Origin of the sequence: Pseudomonas abyssi, assembly GCF_002307495.1 — a bacterium.
Classification (GTDB): domain Bacteria; phylum Pseudomonadota; class Gammaproteobacteria; order Pseudomonadales; family Pseudomonadaceae; genus Halopseudomonas; species Halopseudomonas abyssi.
The window spans coordinates 52,022-72,268 of the sequence record NZ_NTMR01000019.1; the positions used below are offsets into that span (position 1 = coordinate 52,022).

The following is a 20,247-nucleotide window of genomic DNA, read 5'->3' on the forward strand; positions in this document are numbered from 1 at the left end:
CAATCACCAGGCCCCATGCCCGGCACAATACAAATAGGAATGATTATTATCTGCAAGAAAAAGCGATCCACTCATGATAATTATCAAGATGTGGGAATTTTTTTGCGGGCGGAGGGCCTACGCGCTCAGGCTTGGCGCAGCTCGAAACGCTCAAACAGCGCGTGCAGCTGCGGCCAGAGGCTGGCAGCTTCAGGTGGCGTGATGCTGGGCCCCAGGGAGGGGTCCAGCATGCGCGCGGGGCGGGCCAACTGGACGGCAAAACGACGCACGCCTTGCCCTGCCAGTCGGTGTGCCAGGCGCAGCAGCGCGTCGCAGTCAAACAGCTGCCAGTGCACGGTGGTGCGGCACTCATAATCAACGCCGCTGGCGTGCAGCAGTTGCAGGCTCTGCCAATTAGCCTGGCCGCTGCGCGGGGTGCCGGTGATCAGTTCAACCTGCTCTTGCAGCCCCTTGACGTCAAACCCCACCCAGTCACACCAGGGCAGTACCCGCGCCAGCGCCGCTGGCTTAATGCCGGCGCTGTGCAGCGCAACCTTGAAGCCGAGCGCCCGCACCGCTTGCATGGCCTGCGGCAGGCCGGGTTGCAGGGTGGCTTCGCCGCCGCTGAAGACCACAGCGTCGAGCAACCCCTGGCGTTGCTGCAAAAAATCCAGCACGCTGCGCCATGAATGCGGTGCGTCACCGCGCGGGGCAATCAGCTCGGGATTGTGGCAGTAGCGGCACTGCCAGGCACACCCCTGACAAAACAACACGCAGGACAGGTGGTCGGGGTAATCCAGGGTGGTCATGGGTTGCAGGCCGCCGATACGCAGGCTGTCAGCGGTCTGGCCAGAACAGGGCTTCATGGACTTTCCAATAGGGTCTTTTGACGTTTCATGCAGGCGCCAATCAAACAACGAAAGGCTCAGGATGTTCAGCGCCTCTCTGAAGGGCAAAAACAATTCCCGGCGCTTTTCTTGAGTGCGCGCCAGATAAGCGACGACGCCTGGCGACAGGAGGGCCGCAACCGGCACACAGGCCGGTTGCGGCGGCAGGTCAGCGTGGTTCGCTGAAATGTTGCCGTTCGCGATGCTCGGACTGCTTGCCCGGGTTGAAGGCTGACACCGGACGGTGGTAACCCATGACGCGGGTCCAGACTTCGCAACGCTGACGTTGCTCGGTGGGCAGAGTGGCGCTTTTACTCATGGTGTTGCTCCTTGCTGTGTATGACTGGTGGTTTATCCGCCGCAGGCGCCGCAACAGGTACTGGCTTGCTGTTTTTGCAGCAACGCTTCGTCACAACGCGGACAGAATTCGTGCTCGCCGGCCAGGTAGCCATGGACCGGGCAGATTGAGAACGTCGGGGTAACGGTCAGGTACGGCAGGCGGAAGCGCGACAGCGCGGCGCGCACCAACTGTCGACAGGCCGCCGCCGAGGAGATGCGCTCACCCATGTACAGGTGCAATACGGTGCCGCCGGTGTATTTGCACTGGGCCGCGTCTTGCAGCGACAGCGCCTCGAAGGGGTCATCGGTAAAGCCTACCGGCAGCTGCGAGGAGTTGGTGTAGTAGGGCGCGTCGGCGCAGCCGGCCTGCAGGATACCGGGATAACGCTTTAGATCTTCCTTGGCAAAGCGGTAGGTGGTGCCTTCTGCCGGTGTGGCCTCCAGGTTGTAGAGATGGCCGCTGCGCTCCTGGTAGTCGACCAATCGTGCGCGCACATGGTCCAGCACCTGCAAGGCCAGCTCGGCGCCCGCCTCGGTGTGCATGCCCTCACGATCGGCAGTGAAGTTGCGCAGCATCTCGTGCACGCCATTAACGCCAATGGTCGAAAAGTGATTGCGCAGGGTGCCCAGGTAACGCTTGGTGTAGGGATACAGGCCGGCATCCATATGATGCTGAATGACCTTGCGCTTGACCTCCAGGCTCTCAAAGGCCAGATCCAGCAACTGGTCCAGCCGCGCCAGCAGCGCCGGTAGATCACCTGCGTGCACGTGCCCCAGCCGCGCGCAGTTGATGGTCACTACCCCCAGCGAGCCGGTCTGCTCTGCCGAGCCAAACAGGCCGTTGCCGCGCTTGAGCAGCTCGCGCACGTCCAGTTGCAGGCGGCAGCACATCGAGCGCACCTGATTGGGTTGCATGTCGGAGTTGAGGAAGTTCTGGAAATATGGCAGCCCGTAGCGCGCGGTCATCTCGAACAACCGTGTGGCGTTATCGCTGTCCCAGGGGAAATCATGGGTGATGTTGTAGGTCGGAATCGGAAAGGTGAACACCCGCCCCCGAGCATCGCCGGCCATCATCACATCGATATAGGCGCGGTTGATCAGGTCCATCTCGTGCTGCAGGTCGCCATAGCAGAAGGGCATTTCCTCACCACCAATCACCGGCACCTGCTCACGCAGATCCTGCGGACAGACCCAGTCGAAGGTCAGATTGGTGAACGGCGTCTGGGTGCCCCAGCGCGAGGGCACATTCAGGTTGTAGATAAACTCCTGCAATAGCTGACGCACCTGCGGGTAGCTCAGGCCGTCCTGACGCACAAAGGGGGCCAGATAGGTATCAAAGGAGCTGAACGCCTGCGCGCCGGCCCATTCGTTCTGCAGCGTACCCAGAAAGTTGACCATCTGCCCGAGCGCGCTGGACAGGTGCTTCGGCGGGCCGGCTTCGATACGCCCCGGCACGCCGTTGAAGCCTTCATGCAGCAAGGTACGGAGCGACCAGCCGGCGCAGTATCCGGCCAGCATGTCGAGGTCATGAATATGCAGATCGGCCTCGCGGTGAGCCGCGCCAATTTCCGGGCTATACACCTCATCCAACCAGTAATTGGCAACCACCTTGCCTGACACATTGAGAATCAGGCCGCCAAGGGAATAGCCCTGATTGGCGTTGGCCTGCACACGCCAGTCTTCACGGCGCAAATACTCATTCATCGAGGCAGCCACATCCACCAGGCTGCGCCGCTCCCGCCGCAACCGTCCGTGGCGTTCGCGATAGACAATATAGGCGCGAGCGGTGGGGTAGTAACCGGCCTCCATCAACACGCGCTCGACACAGTCCTGAATCTGCTCCACCGTCAATTCCGGCCCTTCGGGCAACAGCGGCATGACCGCGCGGGTGAGGATATGCGCCTGTGCGACGCCCAGCTCCCCGGTGGCCGCACCAGCACGTTCGATGGCCCGCTCGATCTTGCCTGAATCAAAGGCTACCCGACTGCCATCGCGCTTGTTCAGCCACCGTGGCCAGCTCTGCGTCCGCATATCCATTCACGCCTCCGTAACACACCATGTAGTAGAAAAACAAAAACACAAACACAACATGGGCGCATTCTGCCGATACAAATGGCGGTGACATCTTGATCGAGATCAATTGACGGCAGGTTTTTTGGAGCCGCTTGGCAACCATGCCGGCCCAGACCGGCGCGGGTCAGGGCTGAGCCAGCCCCATGCACAATAAGAATCACTTACATTAATGCATTGCGCTTTAGATGCCTGGTATCCACCCTGAGGCGGTTGTGCCCAGCACTGCACAGGCGGAGACATGAGCGACGTACCCAGCACACCCGAGCAGGTCAGGCCGTTGCCGGCAAACGGGCTGCAGCGCGCGACCTGAAGGTGATAGAGCAGCTGGACAGCCACGCCCAACGCTAGGGTCTGTTGCAGTTAGCCGACCAGCAGCACTTGTCGCTGCCGCTGGCGCTGCTGCAAGACAGCGCCGCAGTACGCCCGGTCGGGCTGAACAAAGGGGGTTGCGCGAGGACTACAAGAAAAATCTGTACTAGGCCCTCCCGTAGCAGACGCCCCACCGCAGTGGTCCAGCCTGCCGCGCCCGCACAGAAGCCGTCCAGCAGCACAAGCCGCTTTGCGTGCAAAAAAAACCGCTCGGCCCATGAGCAGACCAGAGCGGTGAAGGCCTGAGAGCCAGACCAATGGAGAGCGTGAGGGTCTGTCTGGTCACAGGTCCTGCCTGAAGCAGCATCACATACGTTCAGCGTGACGCCGATACCATTGACGCCCCGGGCCGGGAACACTTGCCTTGCCCTAAATCAAAATCCGCGACGCTCAGTGTTTTGCGTTGCCTCGTCAGCCTCCGGTTGCATTCATAAAGCGCAGGACCTGCACGTCGCCCACAGTAAACTCATGCCGCAACGGTTTGTGCTGCAACGCCTGATGAATGGCGTCGAGCACCGGCTGGTCGGCCAGCGGGTAACGGCGCAGCAAGCTGCACAGATCAATCGCGTTCTCGTGACCCAGACAGAGCAGCAAACGCCCCTCAACCGTGACGCGGACGCGATTGCAGGTGGCGCAGAAGTTGTGGCTGTGGGGCGAAATAAATCCAATGCGGCTGTGCGCATGGCCCTGCACGCGCACGTAGCGCGCCGGACCACCGCTGTGCTCAGCGCTGTCGATGAGCGAATAGTGCTCGGCGATACGCTGGCGCACCCACTCGCTGGAGCAGTAGCTTTCCCCACGTTCGCGCCCCACCTGCCCCAGCGGCATCTCCTCGATAAAGCTGATGTCCAGCCCGCGGCCCAAAGCGAAGTCGACCAGCGCGGGCACCTCGTCGGCGTTGCGCCCGTGCATCACCACCACGTTTAGCTTCAGCCGTTCAAAGCCCGCCTCGCGCGCCGCGTCGATACCCGCGAGCACTTGGCCCAAGCGACCGCTGCGGGTGATGGCGGCAAAGCGCTCCGCCTGCAAGCTATCGAGGCTGATATTCAGTCGTTTGACCCCGGCGTCGGCAAGAGGCTGCGCCAGTTTGCCGAGCTGCGACCCATTGGTTGTCATCACCAGTTCGCGCAGGCCGGGCAACGCGGCAATACGCTCGCACAGGCCAACCACACCGGGCCGCACCAGAGGCTCGCCACCGGTCAGGCGAATCTTGCGCACGCCCTGAGCCACGAAGATCCGCGCAATACGCTCCAGCTCTTCCAGCGTCAGGACCTGTTGGCGGGGCAGAAAGCTCATGTCCTCAGCCATACAATAGACGCAGCGGAAATCACAGCGATCGGTGACTGACAGACGCAGGTAGTCAATACTCCGCCCTACGCCATCGTGCAGCAGGCTGTTCATGACTTCTCCTCAGGCGCGTACGCCGGTTACTGCATCAGCGGGCCGTCAGCGCCATCAAGAGCAATGCCCTGAATCTGCGCCTCACCCACCAGGTTTTTCAGATACTGCGCCACCGCGACCTGCCAGACACGCTGGTCTAGCTCAGCCTGGATGCCCTTGTGTACGGCTTCAAACGGCAGTAACTGCCCCTCGATACGCTGATCGACAAATACCACGTGAAAGCCATAGCGACTTTCCAGTGGCTGCGGAGCAAGGCCGGGCTGCAGGCGAAACAGCTGGCGTTCGAACTCGGGCACGGTTTGCCCCTGACTGATCTGGCCGAGGCTGCCGTTCTGCGCCTTCGATGGGCAATCTGAGCGGCCCATGGCCAGCTCGGCAAAACGTGCCGGATTGTCCTGCAACTGCGCGATCAACTGCTCCGCCACCTCGCGCTGACGGCTGCGCTCTTCGGCGTCATCGGCCGGACACCCGAGCAAGATGTGTCGCGCGGCCAGCAGCGGTGCGCTGGCGAAACGCTGCCGATTATTCTCAAAGTACTGGCGGCAGGTTGCCTGATCGGCGCTCGGCATGACCACCTCTCGTTCAATCAGCACCCGCGTCACGGCTTCTTCTTCGCTTTCCCCGTCCATGGCCTTGACGTTGATATTCAGTGCATTGGCGCGCTGGCGCAGCAGCTCACGCAAGACCAGCGCCTGACTGGCGAGAAAAACCGCCTCCTGACGAGTTGATGCCGGGTGATACTGCAGCTCCCGGGCGATATCTTCCTGGGCAATGCCGACGCCGTTGACCTTGATACGCGGCCATTCCTGCTCGCTACTGGCAATCAGCTCCGCCGACGTCTCGACATCAGCTTCGGCCAGCGCTTCAAGCAGCACCGGGTCCGGCACGATTTCCTGCACACCGGGCGCCTGGTTGGGGTTATCTGCCTTGGCGTCGCCGCCGCAGCCGCCATCACCGTTCCCACCACATCCACATCCCATCACACACCTCCTGGGGGGCGGGTGCGAGGCACCCGTCCCACTGCGGTTTAGCCTTTTTGCCGGACAATCTGATAACGCCGGCCCAGATACCACACCGGCGCACTGACAAAGTGCACAAGGCGAGTAAAGGGGAATAACACAAACAGGGTCAGACCAAGGAACACATGCAGCTTGTAAACCCAGCCGACCGGCGCGATGCTGGCGGCGGCCAGTTCTGGCTGCAGAGTGACCGTGTACTGGGCCCAGTTGGCCAGCATGACCATGACCGAACCATCCATATGGTGCGTCGAAGCAACAATGGTGCCGAGACCAAGCAGCAACTGAGCCAGCAGGACGAACAGGATCATGATGTCCGAGGTACTGGAGTTAGCCCGAACACGGGCATCGGTCAGACGACGTTTGATCAACATCAGCAGCCCGATCAGGCAAAGCACACCAAATAGGCCACCGGACACCATCGCCAGCAGTTGCTTGGCCTCGGTGCTGATAACGTGGTGGTAAAGCGCCTCAGGCGTCAGCAGACCGACAAAGTGCCCGGCCAACACGAACAGCACGCCAACGTGGAACAGGTTGCTGGCGATACGCATGTAACGCTGCTCGGCCGGCGTACGGTTGAATAGTTGGCTGGACCCTGCTTTCCAGCTGTACTGAGACAGGTCAAAGCGTGCCCAACTGCCGATCAGACAGATCGCCAGGGCGACATAGGGATATACCCCAAACGCAAGAAAGTTGAGATTACCCATTGTGCACCTCACGGGCCGGCATGGCGTCCGGCTGTTGCTGGTTGAAGTCGGTCCAGTGCAGCGGCACTGGCACTTCCTCGCGGGGTTTGCCTGGCTGAGTCGTCTGGCTGGGACAGCGGTCTTGCTGTTCAGCCTGCAGGAAGTCTACGGCCTCTTCTTCCCAGACCCGGTCCAGCGCTTCCAGACTGTCGTCGCGAACCTCACCGGCGACCTGCTCGCGTAGTTCGTCGACCGCTGTTGCCGGCTGCTCGCCGGCAATCTGCAGCAACGCACGAAAACAGGCAGCGTAGCGGCTTTCGCGGTCTTCCAGACGGGCCGCCAGCAGGGCCAGCAGGTGCGCCACGTCGGCCAGGCCTTCGCGTGCGTCCAGGTCATCCAGGCTGGCCAGGTACTCCAGATACAATGGGATGTAGTCAGGCAACTCGCGCACACCGATGGCAAAGCCTGCCGCCTCGTACTGCGCCATCAGGTCAACCATGGCCTGGCCGCGGTCGCGGGATTCGCCGTGTACATGCTCAAACAGCAGCAATGACAAGGCGCGTCCGCGGTCGAACAGTCCGGTGTAGGTTTCCTGTACATCCATGATGTCGCCGCTGACCAGGTGCTCCAGCAGGTCGCGTAGCGCGGCACGCTGCGCAGGGCTGATTTCACGGGCCCGGCTGATGGCGTCGGTCAGCTCCTCACGCCCCTGCTGCAGGCGCGCATCCGGATAGTCCATCAGCAAAGAAATCACCTTGAGAATCTGCATTTTCAGTCCTCCCACAACTGGACGGTTTTCAGCACGTCACGGCGGTTGGCCTTCTTGGCGCCAAACATGTTGGTATCCGAGGCACCGCTGCAGCCACTGCCAAAGCTGAAGCCGCATCCAGAACGCTCAGCAAAGGCATCGCTCATGGCTTCTTCACGGTGCGCCGTCGGAATGACGTAGCGGTCTTCATAGTTGGCGATCGCCAGATAGCGGTACATGTCTTCTACTTGGGCGCGAGTCAGACCAACGCTTTCCAGCACCTGCATGTCCTGTACGCCGTCGAGCTGTTCGGCGCGCTTGTAGGCACGCATCGCCAGCAGCCGCTTGAGCGCCAGCTTGACCGGCTTCTCGTCACCGGCAGTCAGCAGGTTGGCAAGGTAGCGCAGCGGAATACGCAGGCTGTCGACATCGGGCAGTACACCGTCCATGCTGACGCTGCCATTGCTGGCCGCGTTCTGGATCGGCGACAGCGGCGGGACATACCAGACCATCGGCAGGGTGCGGTACTCAGGGTGCAGCGGTAGCGCCAGCTGCCAGTCCACCGCTAGCTTGTAGACCGGCGACTGCTGGGCCGCCTCGATCACCGACATCGGCACGCCATCGCTCAGCGCCTGGGCAATCACCTCGGGATCATTGGGATCGAGGAAAATCTCCAGCTGCTTCTGGTACAGGTCCTGCTCGCTCGGCGCGCTAGCCACTTCCTGGATACGGTCGGCGTCGTAGAGCAACACGCCCAAATACCGGATACGCCCGACGCAGGTTTCCGAACACACAGTCGGCATGCCCGCCTCGATGCGCGGATAGCAGAAGATGCATTTCTCGGATTTGCCGCTCTTCCAGTTAAAGTAGATCTTCTTGTACGGGCAACCACTGATGCACATGCGCCAGCCCCGACACTTCTCCTGATCAATCAGCACGATGCCATCTTCTTCACGCTTGTAGATGGCACCGCTCGGGCAGGACGCAGCACAGGCCGGATTGAGGCAGTGCTCACACAGCCGCGGCAGGTACATCATGAAGGTGTTTTCGTACTCACCGTAGATGTCTGCCTGGATCTGGTCGAAGTTCTTGTCCTTGCGCCGCTTAGCAAACTCGGTACCGAGAATTTCCTCCCAGTTGGGCCCCCACTCGATCTTCTCCATGCGCTTCCCTGAGATCACCGAACGCGGCCGTGCTACCGGCTGATGCTCGGAAATGGGCGCGGTGTGCAGATGCTGGTAATCGAAATCAAACGGCTCGTAGTAGTCGTCGATGCTCGGCAGATCCGGGTTGGAAAAGATGTTGGCCAGTACGCGAAACTTGCCACCGATCTTCGGGTTGATCGAGCCGTCGCGGTTACGCACCCAGCCGCCCTTCCACTTGTCCTGGTTTTCCCATTCTTTCGGATAGCCGATCCCGGGTTTGGTTTCGACGTTGTTGAACCAGGCGTACTCCATGCCTTCACGGCTGGTCCAGACGTTTTTGCAGGTAACCGAGCAGGTATGGCAGCCGATACATTTGTCCAGATTCAGTACCATGCCGACTTGTGAACGAATTTTCATGTCAGCTCTCCTCACTCAATATCAGTCGGCAGGGGACGCGGCAGGTCATCGCCGTTGGGGCCGTCAAGCCAGTCCACCTTGTTCATCTTGCGCACCACAACGAATTCATCGCGGTTGCAGCCGACCGTGCCGTAATAGTTGAAGCCGTAAGCCAACTGGGCATAACCACCGATCATGTGGGTAGGCTTGAGCACCACCCGGGTAACCGAGTTGTGGTGCCCGCCACGGGTCTTGGTCGCTTCCGAGCCAGGCACGTTCACAATGCGCTCCTGGGCGTGATACATCATGATCATGCCCTCCTTGACGCGCTGGCTAACAACCGCACGAGCGGTCAGTGCGCCGTTGGCGTTGAAGCACTCAACCCAGTCGTTGTCTTCGATACCGACTTTTCGAGCATCGATCTCGGAGAGCCAGACAATCGGCCCGCCGCGGCTGAGGGTGAGCATGATCAGATTGTCGGTGTAGGTACTGTGGATGCCCCATTTCTGATGCGGAGTAATCCAGTTCAGGCAAATCTCCGGGTTGCCATTGGACATTTTGCCCTTCACGTAGCCGGTGGAGCGGGTGTTGACCGGCGGTCGATAGCTTTGCATGCCTTCACCAAAGGCCAGCATCCAGGGGTGATCCTGGTAGAACTGCTGACGGCCCGTGATAGTGCGCCACGGGATCAGCTCGTGCACATTGGTGTAGCCCGCGTTGTAGCTGACCTTTTCGTCTTCCAGGCCGGACCAGGTCGGGCTGGAGATGATCTTGCGCGGCTGCGCCTGAATATCACGGAAGCGGATGGCCTCATGTTGCTTGGGCAGTGCCAGATGGCTGTGGTCGCGGCCGGTAAACTCCGACAGCGCCGCCCAGGCCTTGACGGCAACATGGCCATTGGTTTCCGGTGCCAGCGACAGAATCACCTCTGCGGCGTCGATCGCGCTTTCGATCTTCGGCCGGCCCTCACTGACCCCCTCGTCGCGCACGCGATAGTTCAGCTCGCCAAGGAAATCCACCTCGTGCTGGGTATTCCAGTTGATGCCCTTGCCGCCGTTGCCGAGCTTGTCCAGCAGCGGGCCAAGGGAGGTGAATTTCTTGTAGATGCTGGGGTAATCACGCTCAACCACCATCATATTCGGGCAGTTCTTGCCCGGTTGTGGAGCCTCGCCGGCGGTTTTCCAGTCAGTGCCGCCAAACGGCTGAGCCAGTTCACCGGGGGAGTCGTGCAACAGTGGTAAGGTGACCAGGTCCTGCTCAACCCCCAGTTGCCCTTCAGCCATGGCGGAGAACGCCTTGGCAATGCCCTTGTATATCTCCCAGTCCGACCGCGCCTCCCAGGCAGGATCGATAGCCGCCGACAGCGGGTGGATGAAGGGGTGCATGTCCGAGGTATTCATGTCGTCCTTCTCGTACCAGGTCGCAGTCGGCAGCACGATGTCGGAGTACACACAGGTCGACGACATGCGGAAGTCCAGCGTGGTGACCAGATCCAGCTTGCCGATGGCCCCCTCGTCTACCCAGTCGGCCTCGGTCGGCTTGAAGCCGCCGCGCTTGCCCAGATCTTCGTTGAGCACGCCGTTCTTGGTGCCCAGCAAGTACTTGAGCATGTACTCGTGCCCCTTGCCGGAGCTGCCCAGCAGGTTGGAGCGCCAGATAAACATGTTGCGCGGGAAGTTGTCCGGATTGTCCGGCTGCTCGCAGGCAAAGCGCAGGCTGCCATCTTGTAGCGACTTGAGTACGTAATCGACCGGCGACATGCCTGCCGCCTCGGCATCGCGCGTTACCTGCAGCGGATTGCGATTGAGCTGGGGCGCACTCGGCAGCCAGCCGGCACGCTCAGCACGGATGTTGTAGTCGAGCATGTGCTCGGGGAACTGCGATTTGTCAGCCAGCGGCGACAGCACCTCGTGGATGCTCATTTTCTCGTGGCGCCACTGCGAGCTGTGGTTGTAGAAGAAGCTGGTGCCATTCATCTGACGGGGCGGCCGGCTCCAGTCCAGACCAAAGGCCAACGGCAACCAGCCGCACTGCGGGCGCAGCTTCTCCTGCCCCACATAATGCGCCCAGCCGCCGCCGGTCTGACCAACGCAGCCGCAGAGCATCAGCATGTTGATCAGGCCACGGTAATTCATGTCCATGTGGTACCAGTGGTTCATCGCCGCGCCGACAATGATCATGGAACGGCCATGGGTCTTGTCAGCATTGGTGGCGAACTCGCGCGCCACCTGAATGGCTTTCTCACGGGCCACACCGGTGATCTGCTCTTGCCAGGCCGGCGTGCCAGGGGTACGGGCATCGTCGTAGCTGGACGCCACGTTCTGACCGCCCAGGCCGCGATCAATAGCCAGATTGGCAGCCATCAGATCGAACACGCTGGCTACCTTGGCAGCACTGCCGTCGGCCAGAGCAATACTGCGCACCGGCACGCGACGCAGTTGAATGTCATCACCCTCAACGGCGGTGAAGTACTCGTGGGTCTGACCACCAAAGTAGGGGAAAGCCACCTCTGCACTGTCACCAGTGTCAATCAGGCTGAGCTTGAGATCGACTTCACGACCGGCGCCGCCTTCTTTCGCCTCAATGTTCCACTTACCTTTCTCGCCCCAGCGATAGCCGATGGCGCCCTGCGGCGACACCAGCTCACCATCAGCATCCACTGCAATGGTTTTCCACTCGGGGTTGTTGTCCTGACCGAGGTTGCCGGTCAGATCACTGGCCCGTAGAAAACGGTCGGCACGGTAGCTGCCATCTTTCTCGTTGAGCAGCACCAGCATCGGCAGGTCGGTATAGCGCTTGGCGTAGTCGGTGAAATAGACGCTTGGCTGCTCCAGGTGAAACTCCTTGAAGATCACGTGGGCAAAGGCCTGTGCCAAGGCCGCGTCGGTGCCCTGCTTGGGGTTGAGCCACAGGTCGGTGAGCTTGGCAACCTCGGCGTAGTCAGGCGTAACGGCAACGGTCTTGGTGCCCTTGTAACGCACTTCGGTAAAGAAGTGCGCATCCGGGGTGCGGGTCTGCGGCACGTTGGAGCCCCAGGCAATAATGTAATTGGAGTTGTACCAGTCGGCGGACTCCGGCACGTCGGTCTGCTCACCCCATACTTGCGGTGAGGCCGGCGGCAGATCGCAGTACCAGTCATAAAAACTCAAGCACACGCCACCGATCAGCGACAGGTAACGAGCACCGGCGGCGTAACTGACCATCGACATGGCGGGAATGGGCGAGAAACCAACCACCCGGTCCGGACCAAACTGCTTGACGGTGTAGACGTTGGCCGCAGCGATGATCTCGTTGACTTCCTGCCAGCTGGAGCGCACAAAGCCACCCAGGCCACGCTTGCTCTTGTAGCTTTGCGCCTTGGCCGGGTCGCTGACGATGCTGGCCCAGGCGTCCACTGGCGCCAGGTTCTGGCGTGCTTCACGCCACAGTTTGAGCAACGGCTTGCGAACCTTGGGGTACTTGAGCCGATTGGCGCTGTAGATGTACCAACTGTAGCTGGCACCCCGCGGGCAGCCACGCGGCTCGTGGTTGGGCAAATCGTTGCGGGTACGCGGGTAGTCGGTCTGCTGGGTCTCCCAGGTAATCAGGCCGTTCTTCACGTAAATCTTCCAGGAGCAAGACCCGGTGCAATTCACCCCGTGGGTGGAGCGTACGATCTTGTCGTACTGCCACCGTGCGCGGTAGACATTCTCCCAGTCACGTGACTCCTTGCGGGTCTCGCCATGACCGTCGGCGAACTCACCTTGCTTGCGATTGAAGAAACGCAGCTGGTCGAGTATATGGCTCATAGTGTTTTCCTCTCAGGCTGGACGCAGCCGGTGACCGCGCCCTCAATTCATGGGTGCGACGCGATTCTCAGCAGGGTGTCTCTGCACCTTTTCGCGAGTACCACCACCAGGTCACCAGGATGCAGCTGATGTAGTAGCCGACGAATACATACAGGGCGACCTCCGGACCGCCTGTGACCGAGATCGAACTGCCAAAGGATTTGGGAATAAAGAAGGCACCAAAGGCCCCCACCGCCGAGGTGAAACCCAGAACGGCAGCGGACTCCTTGCCCGCCTCACGCAATGCCTGCTCACGGCCCTCAGCGTCCTGATCTGCACTCCAGCGCTCATGCAGCGTGCGGAAAATCACCGGAATCATGCGGAAGGTGGAACCATTGCCGATGCCAGTGGTGACAAACAGCAGCATGAACATGCCGAGGAAGCCGTAAAAATTGCCGCCCTGGCCATTCTGCGGCAGGAAGGCGATGACGCCGAAGACTGCAGCCACCATCACCGCGAAGTTCCACAGTGTGACGCGAGCACCACCAAGCTTGTCGGCAATCCAGCCGCCCAGCGGTCGTACCAGAGCGCCAACTAGCGGTCCCAGGAAGGCAAACTTGAGCGCCGATACGCCGGGGAAAGACGTATTGATCAGCAGAGGAAAAGCAGCGGCAAAACCGATAAAGGAACCGAAGGTTGCCAGGTACAACCAGCACATCAGCCAGTTGTGCTTGCGCTTGAAAATCACCGCCTGTTCGCGGAACGAGGCGCTGGCAGCGCTCAGGTCATTCATGCCAAACCACGCGGCCAGCGTTGCCAGGGCGATCAGCGGCACCCAGACCAGGCCGGCGTTCTGCAGCCACAACTGGGAGCCATCAGCCAGCTCCTGGGGCTTACCGCCAACCGCGCCAAACAACCCGAAACCAATCACCAGCGGCACCAGAAACTGCATCGCCGAGACCCCAAGGTTACCTAGTCCAGCGTTCAACCCAAGGGCAGTACCCTGCTGCGCCTTGGGGTAGAAGAAGCTAATGTTGGACATGCTGGAAGCGAAGTTGCCACCACCAAAACCGCACAGCAGCGCAATGATCACGAACACGCTGTAGGGCGTTTCCGGGTTCTGCACGGCCACGCCCATCCACAGCGCCGGCGCCAGCAGCGACGCGGTGCTGATAGCGGTCCAGCGGCGGCCACCAAAGACCGGCACCATAAACGAGTAAACCACTCGCAACATCGCGCCGGACAAGCCCGGCAGCGCCGCCAGCCAGAAAAGCTCATCGGTGGTTAAGCTGAAACCGATGGCATTAAGACGCACGATGACGGTGCTCCAGACCATCCACACGGCAAAGGCGAGAAACAGCGCCGGGATCGAAATCCACAGGTTGCGGGTGGCCACCCGCTTGCCGACGCTGCCCCAAAACTGCGGGTCCTCAGGGCGCCAGTCGGCAATGACCGGGCCTGGGCGGGGCGGTTGCCCCAGAGTTGGATTATTGGCAGACATGATGTGTCTCCTCACAAGGTCAGGAAAGGGGTTGGCTGGAACGGACTGCGCTCTGGCCCAGCAACGGGGTCTTGCGCACCTCGCTGAAGTACATCCAGATCAGCGATACCCAGACCACGCCGTACATCAACATGAAGCAGGAGCTGCGCACGCCGGTCAGATCCACCAGCGCGCCAAACAAGATCGGCAGAAGAAAGCCTCCCAAACCACCGGCCAGGCCGACGATGCCGGACACCGCGCCCATGCGATCAGGAAAATCATTGGAGATATATTTGAAGACTGAGGCCTTGCCGAAGGCCCAGGCGATGCCCATGACAAACATCAATGCGGTGAACACCCAGACGTTCAGCCCAAGGTGGAAAGAGCGCGGTCCGTCTACGGTGGTGATGGTCATCTCGGTTTGTGGGTAGGACAGGATGAACAGACAAATCCAGCTAACCCACATCACCCACCAGGTCACACTGTGAGCGCCCCACTTGTCCGACATCCAGCCGCCCACCGCGCGCAGGACGCCACCCGGCAGGGAGAAGCAGGCCGCCAGCAGAGCGGCGCTCTGCAGCGAGAAGCCGTATTCCTGCACGTAGTACTTGGTCATCCAAAGGGCCAGCGCCACGTAGCCGCCGAAGACGATCGAGTAGTACTGGCAATAGCGCCAGACCCGAGGGTCTTTCAGGGTTTGCAATTGCTCACCAAGAGACACGCTGCTGGGCACTCGGTGTGCCTTGTTGTCGTAGCTGAGAAACCAGAACAGCAACGCAGTGACGAACATGATGGCCGAGTACACTTTGGGCACCATCTGCCAGCTGGCCGCAGCGATAATGCCGGGGGCGATAAACTTGGTCAGCGCAGAGCCCGCATTACCGGCGCCAAAAATCCCCATGGCCAGGCCCTGGCGATCTTTCTCGAACCATTTGGCAACGTAGGCGATACCCACCGAGAAAGAACCACCGGCCAGACCGACAAACAGCCCTAGCACCAGGAACTGCCAGTACTGACTCGCTTCACCGATCAGGTAAATCGGCAGCACACACACCAGCATCAGCACAAAAAATACGATACGTCCGCCGTAGCGGTCAGTCAGCATGCCCAGTGGCAGGCGCGACAGCGAGCCGGTCAGCACCGGGGTGGACGCCAGCAGGCCAAACTGCGTTTCGTTCAGCGCCAGCAACTCCTTTATCGGCACCCCCAGAACCGCAAACATCATCCAGATCATGAAGCAGATGGTGAACGCGAAGGTGCTCATGCCAAGCACCAGCACTTGTTGCATTTTCTGACTTGCCATAACTATCCCCTGCCACTGTCGATCTGTGCCCTAGACTAGATGCAGGTGCCGGCAAGTGATTGATCCCCGTCAAGGAATGAGGCAAGGCATCGCGGCTAGGATGTCGCCACATACCACCAAAGTGATAGCTCGGAATATCAACAAAAACCTTTAATAAACAATGAGATGACCGGGACACCTGATAGCGCATAACGATATGGCTGCACGGTCGGACTATTTGGAGGTAGTGCAATGCTGCAGTGGTTCAGAACATCGCTGCCGGCCCGGGCCGGACTTGCAGTGATCCTGGTTGCGACGTTGGCCTTTGCCAGCGCCTGCAGCGCTGTGATCATTGCGCTGATCAGCGAAGATGACGCCGCCGCCATGAACGTGGCCGGCTCACTGCGCATGACCACCTATCGCATAAATTGGCAGCTTGAGGCCGGTGCCGACGACGCAACCCTGGACCAATTGGCGCAAGACATGCGAGCACGGTTGGACAATCGGGCCCTGCAACACATGGTCGCGGTGGACAGCACCTCGCCCGCTGGTCGGGAGTTCCAGCAGATACGCAGCCACTGGCAGCAACAACTGCTGCCGGCCCTAAAACAGCGCGACCGCGAGGCCTTTGCCGAGGGCACCGAGCCTTTCATGATGCGCATAGAGCATTTTATCTCGCAGCTGCAACAGCAAAGCGAGCGACGGCAAGGTTGGCAGCAAAGCATCCAGGGTGCAGCCCTATTGATTACCGCCGTGGTGTTGCTGATCAGCATGTTTGGCTTGCACAGCAGTGTTCTAGAACCGATTCAGGATATTGTGCGGGCGGCCGAACGCTTTCGCGCAGGGGACCTGCGGGCCAGGGTCAGCTACCGCTCACCAGACGAGCTGGGGCAACTGGCCCAGAGCTTCAATGCCATGGCTAATACAATCGAGGAGTCGCACCGCACCTTGGCCGATCGCGTAGCAGAAAAGACCCTCAGCCTCGAGCAGGCCAATGACGCCTTGGCGCTGCTGTATCGCAGCAGCAGCAGCGTTGCCAGTACACCGCTCAATGCCGACCGCCTGGATGAATTGGTCGGCGACTTCCAGCAACGACTGCCGGGGCTTCGACTGAACCTGTGCCTGAAGGGAGACATCAAGCAACCCGTCGAGCATTTGATCGCCATGCAAGGCGACGACAACCGAGAAATCTGCACTCGTAACAACTGCGCCACCTGCGAGCGTCACCAAAGTGCCAGCGGACTCACCTTTCCGATTCGCTCCCAGGGCCGCAGCTTGGGAGAGCTCAGCGCCCACTATCTTGACGGGCACACGCCGCGCTCTTGGGAGCGCGAGCTGATTCAGGCCTTGGCCGATCTGATCGGGACTGCGCTGTCGCTGGAGCGCCAGCGCGAGAAGGACAACCGTCTGCTGCTGTTTGACGAGCGCACCATCATTGCCCGAGAACTGCATGACTCCCTCGCCCAGGCCCTGTCCTACATGAAGATGCAGGTAAGTCGCCTGCAAACCCTGATTCGCCGAGAGAGCGATCCTGAGCAATTGGTACAGGTCAGCGAAGAGCTGCGCGAGGGTCTCAACAACGCCTACCGTCAATTACGTGAGCTGCTGACGACCTTCCGCTTGAAAATCCACGAAGGCGGACTGGAGCAGGCGCTGGCTGAAACCACGCGTGAATTCGCTGACCGGGGACAGATACAAGTGCAATTCGACAGCGAACCACTGGCCTTTGCTCTGTCAGCCAGCGAACAGATTCACTTGCTGCAGATTACCCGTGAAGCCCTGTCCAACTGCGTTCGGCATGCCCAGGCCAGCCACGCGACGGTCCAGCTTCGTCAGCGCGGTGATCGTATGACCCTGCAGATAGAAGACAACGGCGTAGGTATAACACCCGCTTTCGACATCCGCCAACACCACGGCATGAGCATCATGCAAGAGCGCGCCCGCAGCCTGAATGGCGAGCTGCACATCAGCTCACTTGACGGCCAGGGCACCCGCATTCAACTAAGTTTCTGCCCAGAATTTCTGCGCCAGCATCATGAGGAGATCACCCAATGAGCGCTTCCATTCCCGCCACCCTGCTGCTGGTGGACGACCATCCGATGATGCGACATGGCCTACGCCAGTTGATCGAGCTGGAAAACGACTTACTGGTGTGTGGGGATGCCGGCAATGGCGAGGAGGCCTGTAGCGAGGCCGCCCGCCTGAATCCGGATCTGGTGCTGCTGGACAACAACATGCCAACCATGAATGGCCTGGAAACCCTCAAACGGCTACGCGCCCAGGGTTACCGGGGCAAGGTACTGCTGTTCACCGTGTCAGACGCCGAAGAGGACGTGCGCGACGCCATGCGCCTGGGTGCGGACGGCTACTTGCTCAAGGACATGGAGCCGGAACAGCTTATTCATCGACTGCGCGAGGTGCTGTTGGGTGAACTGGTAGTCAGCCCGACACTGGCCCGCGTGTTGGCCCAGGCCTTGCGAGCGCCGCGCTCTGCGAGCAGCGCCGACCTGACCGACCGCGAGCGTCAGGTGCTGAAAATGATTGCCGGCGGGCTAAGCAACAAAATGATCGGCAACAAGCTCGGTATCACCGAGGGCACCGTTAAGGTTCACGTCAAACACCTGCTACACAAGCTGGGGCTGCGCTCACGGGTCGAAGCCGCCGTCTGGGCACTCGAAAATGTGTCCTGAAGCCCCTGTCGGACGCCCCTCAAAGAGGTACTCCCGCAGAGGGATCGCCGCCCGACTACCCGGGTTTTACCATGGAAGGCAGAGCCTGACACTCACCTGCCGCCGCTGGCTGTCGCACAGTCAGGGCATGGAGAAATGCTCATGTCACACAGTAACCGTCTGCCGCTAGTCTATTCTTGCTCGGGCTGCTCCAACCTCGCTCAGATGGCCAATGATCTGGCAGTACGCCTGGACCGCGAGGGCAAGGCGGAAATGTCCTGTATCGCCGGCGTTGGCGGCAATGTAAAACCGCTGGTGCGCAAGGCCACCAGTGGCCGGCCGATTCTGGCCATCGATGGTTGCCCGCTGCATTGCGTCAACGGCTGTCTGTCACAGCACGGCGTCAGCCCAGCCGAACACTTGGTACTGACCGAGCACGGCCTGAAAAAGCGTTACGGCGAAAGCGTCACGGCCGACACCCTTGAGCAGATGTATGCCGAGGTGGTGGAGCTGATTATCCGGGTATGACGTGTTCAGCTTCGTGCTCGCACACCGCCGACAATGCCGCGCGATGTCCACCCGACCTGACTACTGAGCGAACCAGGGTCCCTTGCCACGCCTTTCTTCTCGCCGGTCTGAGACCGCGCCAGCCGCCTAAACCTGCTGCAGCAGCTGACCGGCGCGCTGCAGACCGCGCCAAAGTCTGGGCGGGAGGTGCTCAGGGTCCAGGCTGTCGAGCAGGTTCTTCAGTCCCAGCCCCATATCGGTATCGCCCTCGATAACCAGGCGACGGCGGAAGAACAGCGTGTCGGGATCTTCTTCGCGGCTGGCCAGCAGCACAAACTCGCGCCAGTTACCACGCACACGCACATCAGCCACGGCCTCCGGCGCTACGCGCAAACGCCGACCGACGCAGGTGACAAACCAGCTCAGGCCCAGGTCTTCCACTTCCAGCTGCAGCCAGTGCCCCTGCAACAGCCCAAACTCACCTCGAGTCAACGGCTCGGCCAGTAGCCGTGCGGTAGCCAATTCGATCACCCGCCGCTGCAGCGCGAAGGGCACATGGCGTCCCAGCCGCAACAGCCGGTCGGCCAACTCAACCGCTATCACCCGCTTCATGACGACACCTGCTGAACGTAGAGCATGCCGGGCTGTCCGTACCAATAGCCATTACACCCTTCACTGCTGGCCGGTGGCTGTGCGCCACCACAGACCGCCGCGTAGCGCGCGATCACTGCCGCCATGTCCTCGGCCCGGGGGCTCAGACGCAGACGGTCAACACCGCTAGCCTGCAGCGCAGGATAATCGGGCAGCAGGTCACAGACCTTCGCCGACATTGTCTGGATACCATTGAGCGTAAACAACGGCTCGCCCTCCTGACTCTCCATCAGCAACCCTTCAGCGAAATTCTGGCAGCAGAACTGGCAATCGTCCTTGGGGCGGTTTTCCGCGCGCGCAGTGAAACAACGCGCCGAGTAGGCCAGCGGCATGTGTCCGTAGGCAAACAGCTCCACCTCGGGCCGCGGCACCTGAAGATCATCCAGTTGTTGCAAACAGTCCTGCAATAGCCGTCCGGAACACTCTACCGGTGGCACCCAGCGTTGCATGCCACATTGCTGCAGCTCGCGCAGGCTGTGCGCGTTGTAGAGATTAAGCGCCGGACCGGCAACAAATGGCTGCTGTCGCTCGGCGAGCAGTTGTACCGCCCCCATATCATTGGCCTCCACCATCAGCTCACCGTTGTCGCACAAACGCTTGAGCGCAGACAGTTCAGAGGCCGCCTCTACCAGCGCCAGCCCCGACAGCACCACCTCCACCTCGCGCTGCTGGCGCAGCTCGCGAGCCAGTCCCAGCCAGTCATCCAGCGACAAGGCTCGCCGCTTGGAACACACGGTCTCGCCCAAATAGATGGTTTGCAGCGGCTGCTCAATCATGTCGGCATAAAATTGCAGCAAATGTGGCCGGCTCCAGTAGAACAGCACAGGCCCGAGCGTCAGTTTCATGAACACC

The 20,247-nt window shown here is 60.7% G+C and carries 16 protein-coding genes; 3 read left to right on the plus strand and 13 right to left on the minus strand.

What is annotated here, in order from left to right; genetic code table 11:
• Positions 1–125 precede the first annotated feature (125 nt).
• The 11 genes from CNQ84_RS14370 to CNQ84_RS14420 all read right to left on the minus strand — a co-directional run bounded on the left by CNQ84_RS14370 (position 126) and on the right by CNQ84_RS14420 (position 15,589).
• On the minus strand, positions 126–845 hold the full coding sequence (locus tag CNQ84_RS14370) for an anaerobic ribonucleoside-triphosphate reductase activating protein (protein ID WP_096005535.1): 720 nt from the start codon (positions 843–845) through the stop codon (positions 126–128).
• Positions 846–1,035: 190 nt separating this feature from the next.
• Positions 1,036–1,185 carry an anaerobic ribonucleoside-triphosphate reductase gene (gene nrdD, locus CNQ84_RS20935; RefSeq protein WP_096005536.1) on the minus strand — a complete coding sequence of 50 codons (150 nt, stop codon included), beginning with the start codon at positions 1,183–1,185 and terminating at the stop codon, positions 1,036–1,038.
• A gap of 32 nt (positions 1,186–1,217) precedes the next feature.
• Positions 1,218–3,242: a ribonucleoside triphosphate reductase gene (locus tag CNQ84_RS14380; RefSeq protein ID WP_096005537.1), complete on the minus strand. Its 2,025-nt coding sequence runs from the start codon at positions 3,240–3,242 to the stop codon at positions 1,218–1,220.
• Positions 3,243–4,058: 816 nt separating this feature from the next.
• A complete protein-coding gene (gene moaA / locus CNQ84_RS14385) occupies positions 4,059–5,048 on the minus strand; it encodes a GTP 3',8-cyclase MoaA (protein ID WP_096005538.1) in 990 nt (329 codons plus the stop codon).
• A 26-nt stretch (positions 5,049–5,074) separates the two neighbouring features.
• Positions 5,075–6,028: a peptidylprolyl isomerase gene (locus CNQ84_RS14390; RefSeq protein WP_096005539.1), complete on the minus strand. Its 954-nt coding sequence runs from the start codon at positions 6,026–6,028 to the stop codon at positions 5,075–5,077.
• Positions 6,029–6,075: 47 nt separating this feature from the next.
• On the minus strand, positions 6,076–6,771 hold the full coding sequence (narI, locus tag CNQ84_RS14395; RefSeq protein ID WP_096005540.1) for a respiratory nitrate reductase subunit gamma: 696 nt from the start codon (positions 6,769–6,771) through the stop codon (positions 6,076–6,078).
• Complete coding sequence (narJ, locus tag CNQ84_RS14400; protein WP_096005541.1) at positions 6,764–7,519, minus strand: nitrate reductase molybdenum cofactor assembly chaperone; 756 nt, start codon at positions 7,517–7,519, stop codon at positions 6,764–6,766. The genes narI and narJ overlap by 8 nt, the downstream gene beginning before the upstream one ends.
• 2 nt (positions 7,520–7,521) lie before the next feature.
• Entirely contained in the window at positions 7,522–9,060 is a 1,539-nt protein-coding gene (gene narH, locus CNQ84_RS14405) for a nitrate reductase subunit beta (RefSeq protein WP_096005542.1), read from the minus strand.
• 11 nt (positions 9,061–9,071) lie between these two features.
• Entirely contained in the window at positions 9,072–12,827 is a 3,756-nt protein-coding gene (locus tag CNQ84_RS14410; RefSeq protein ID WP_096005543.1) for a nitrate reductase subunit alpha, read from the minus strand.
• Positions 12,828–12,894: 67 nt separating this feature from the next.
• Complete coding sequence (locus tag CNQ84_RS14415) at positions 12,895–14,307, minus strand: NarK family nitrate/nitrite MFS transporter (protein WP_096005544.1); 1,413 nt, start codon at positions 14,305–14,307, stop codon at positions 12,895–12,897.
• 19 nt (positions 14,308–14,326) lie between these two features.
• On the minus strand, positions 14,327–15,589 hold the full coding sequence (locus tag CNQ84_RS14420; RefSeq protein WP_096005545.1) for an MFS transporter: 1,263 nt from the start codon (positions 15,587–15,589) through the stop codon (positions 14,327–14,329).
• Between the two features lie 231 nt (positions 15,590–15,820).
• On the opposite strand from CNQ84_RS14420, the gene CNQ84_RS14425 reads away from it, so the two are divergent.
• From CNQ84_RS14425 to CNQ84_RS14435, 3 genes are all read left to right on the plus strand, one after another.
• Positions 15,821–17,623 (plus strand): HAMP domain-containing protein, encoded by a 1,803-nt coding sequence (locus tag CNQ84_RS14425; RefSeq protein ID WP_096005546.1) that lies wholly within the window; start codon positions 15,821–15,823, stop codon positions 17,621–17,623.
• The gene (gene narL / locus CNQ84_RS14430; protein ID WP_096005547.1) at positions 17,620–18,258 is read left to right on the plus strand and encodes a two-component system response regulator NarL; all 639 of its coding nucleotides are present in this window, start codon (positions 17,620–17,622) and stop codon (positions 18,256–18,258) included. The genes CNQ84_RS14425 and narL overlap by 4 nt, the downstream gene beginning before the upstream one ends.
• 141 nt (positions 18,259–18,399) lie before the next feature.
• Positions 18,400–18,765, plus strand: coding sequence for a putative zinc-binding protein (locus tag CNQ84_RS14435; RefSeq protein WP_096005548.1), 366 nt, complete (start codon positions 18,400–18,402; stop codon positions 18,763–18,765).
• 126 nt (positions 18,766–18,891) lie between these two features.
• Here the strand turns inward: CNQ84_RS14435 and ubiT are convergent, their stop codons facing one another.
• Together ubiT and CNQ84_RS14445 are read right to left on the minus strand one after the other, a co-directional pair.
• A complete protein-coding gene (gene ubiT, locus CNQ84_RS14440; protein ID WP_096005549.1) occupies positions 18,892–19,356 on the minus strand; it encodes a ubiquinone anaerobic biosynthesis accessory factor UbiT in 465 nt (154 codons plus the stop codon).
• Positions 19,353–20,240 (minus strand): U32 family peptidase, encoded by an 888-nt coding sequence (locus CNQ84_RS14445; protein WP_096005550.1) that lies wholly within the window; start codon positions 20,238–20,240, stop codon positions 19,353–19,355. Before CNQ84_RS14445 ends, ubiT begins: the two co-directional genes overlap by 4 nt.
• Positions 20,241–20,247 lie beyond the last annotated feature (7 nt).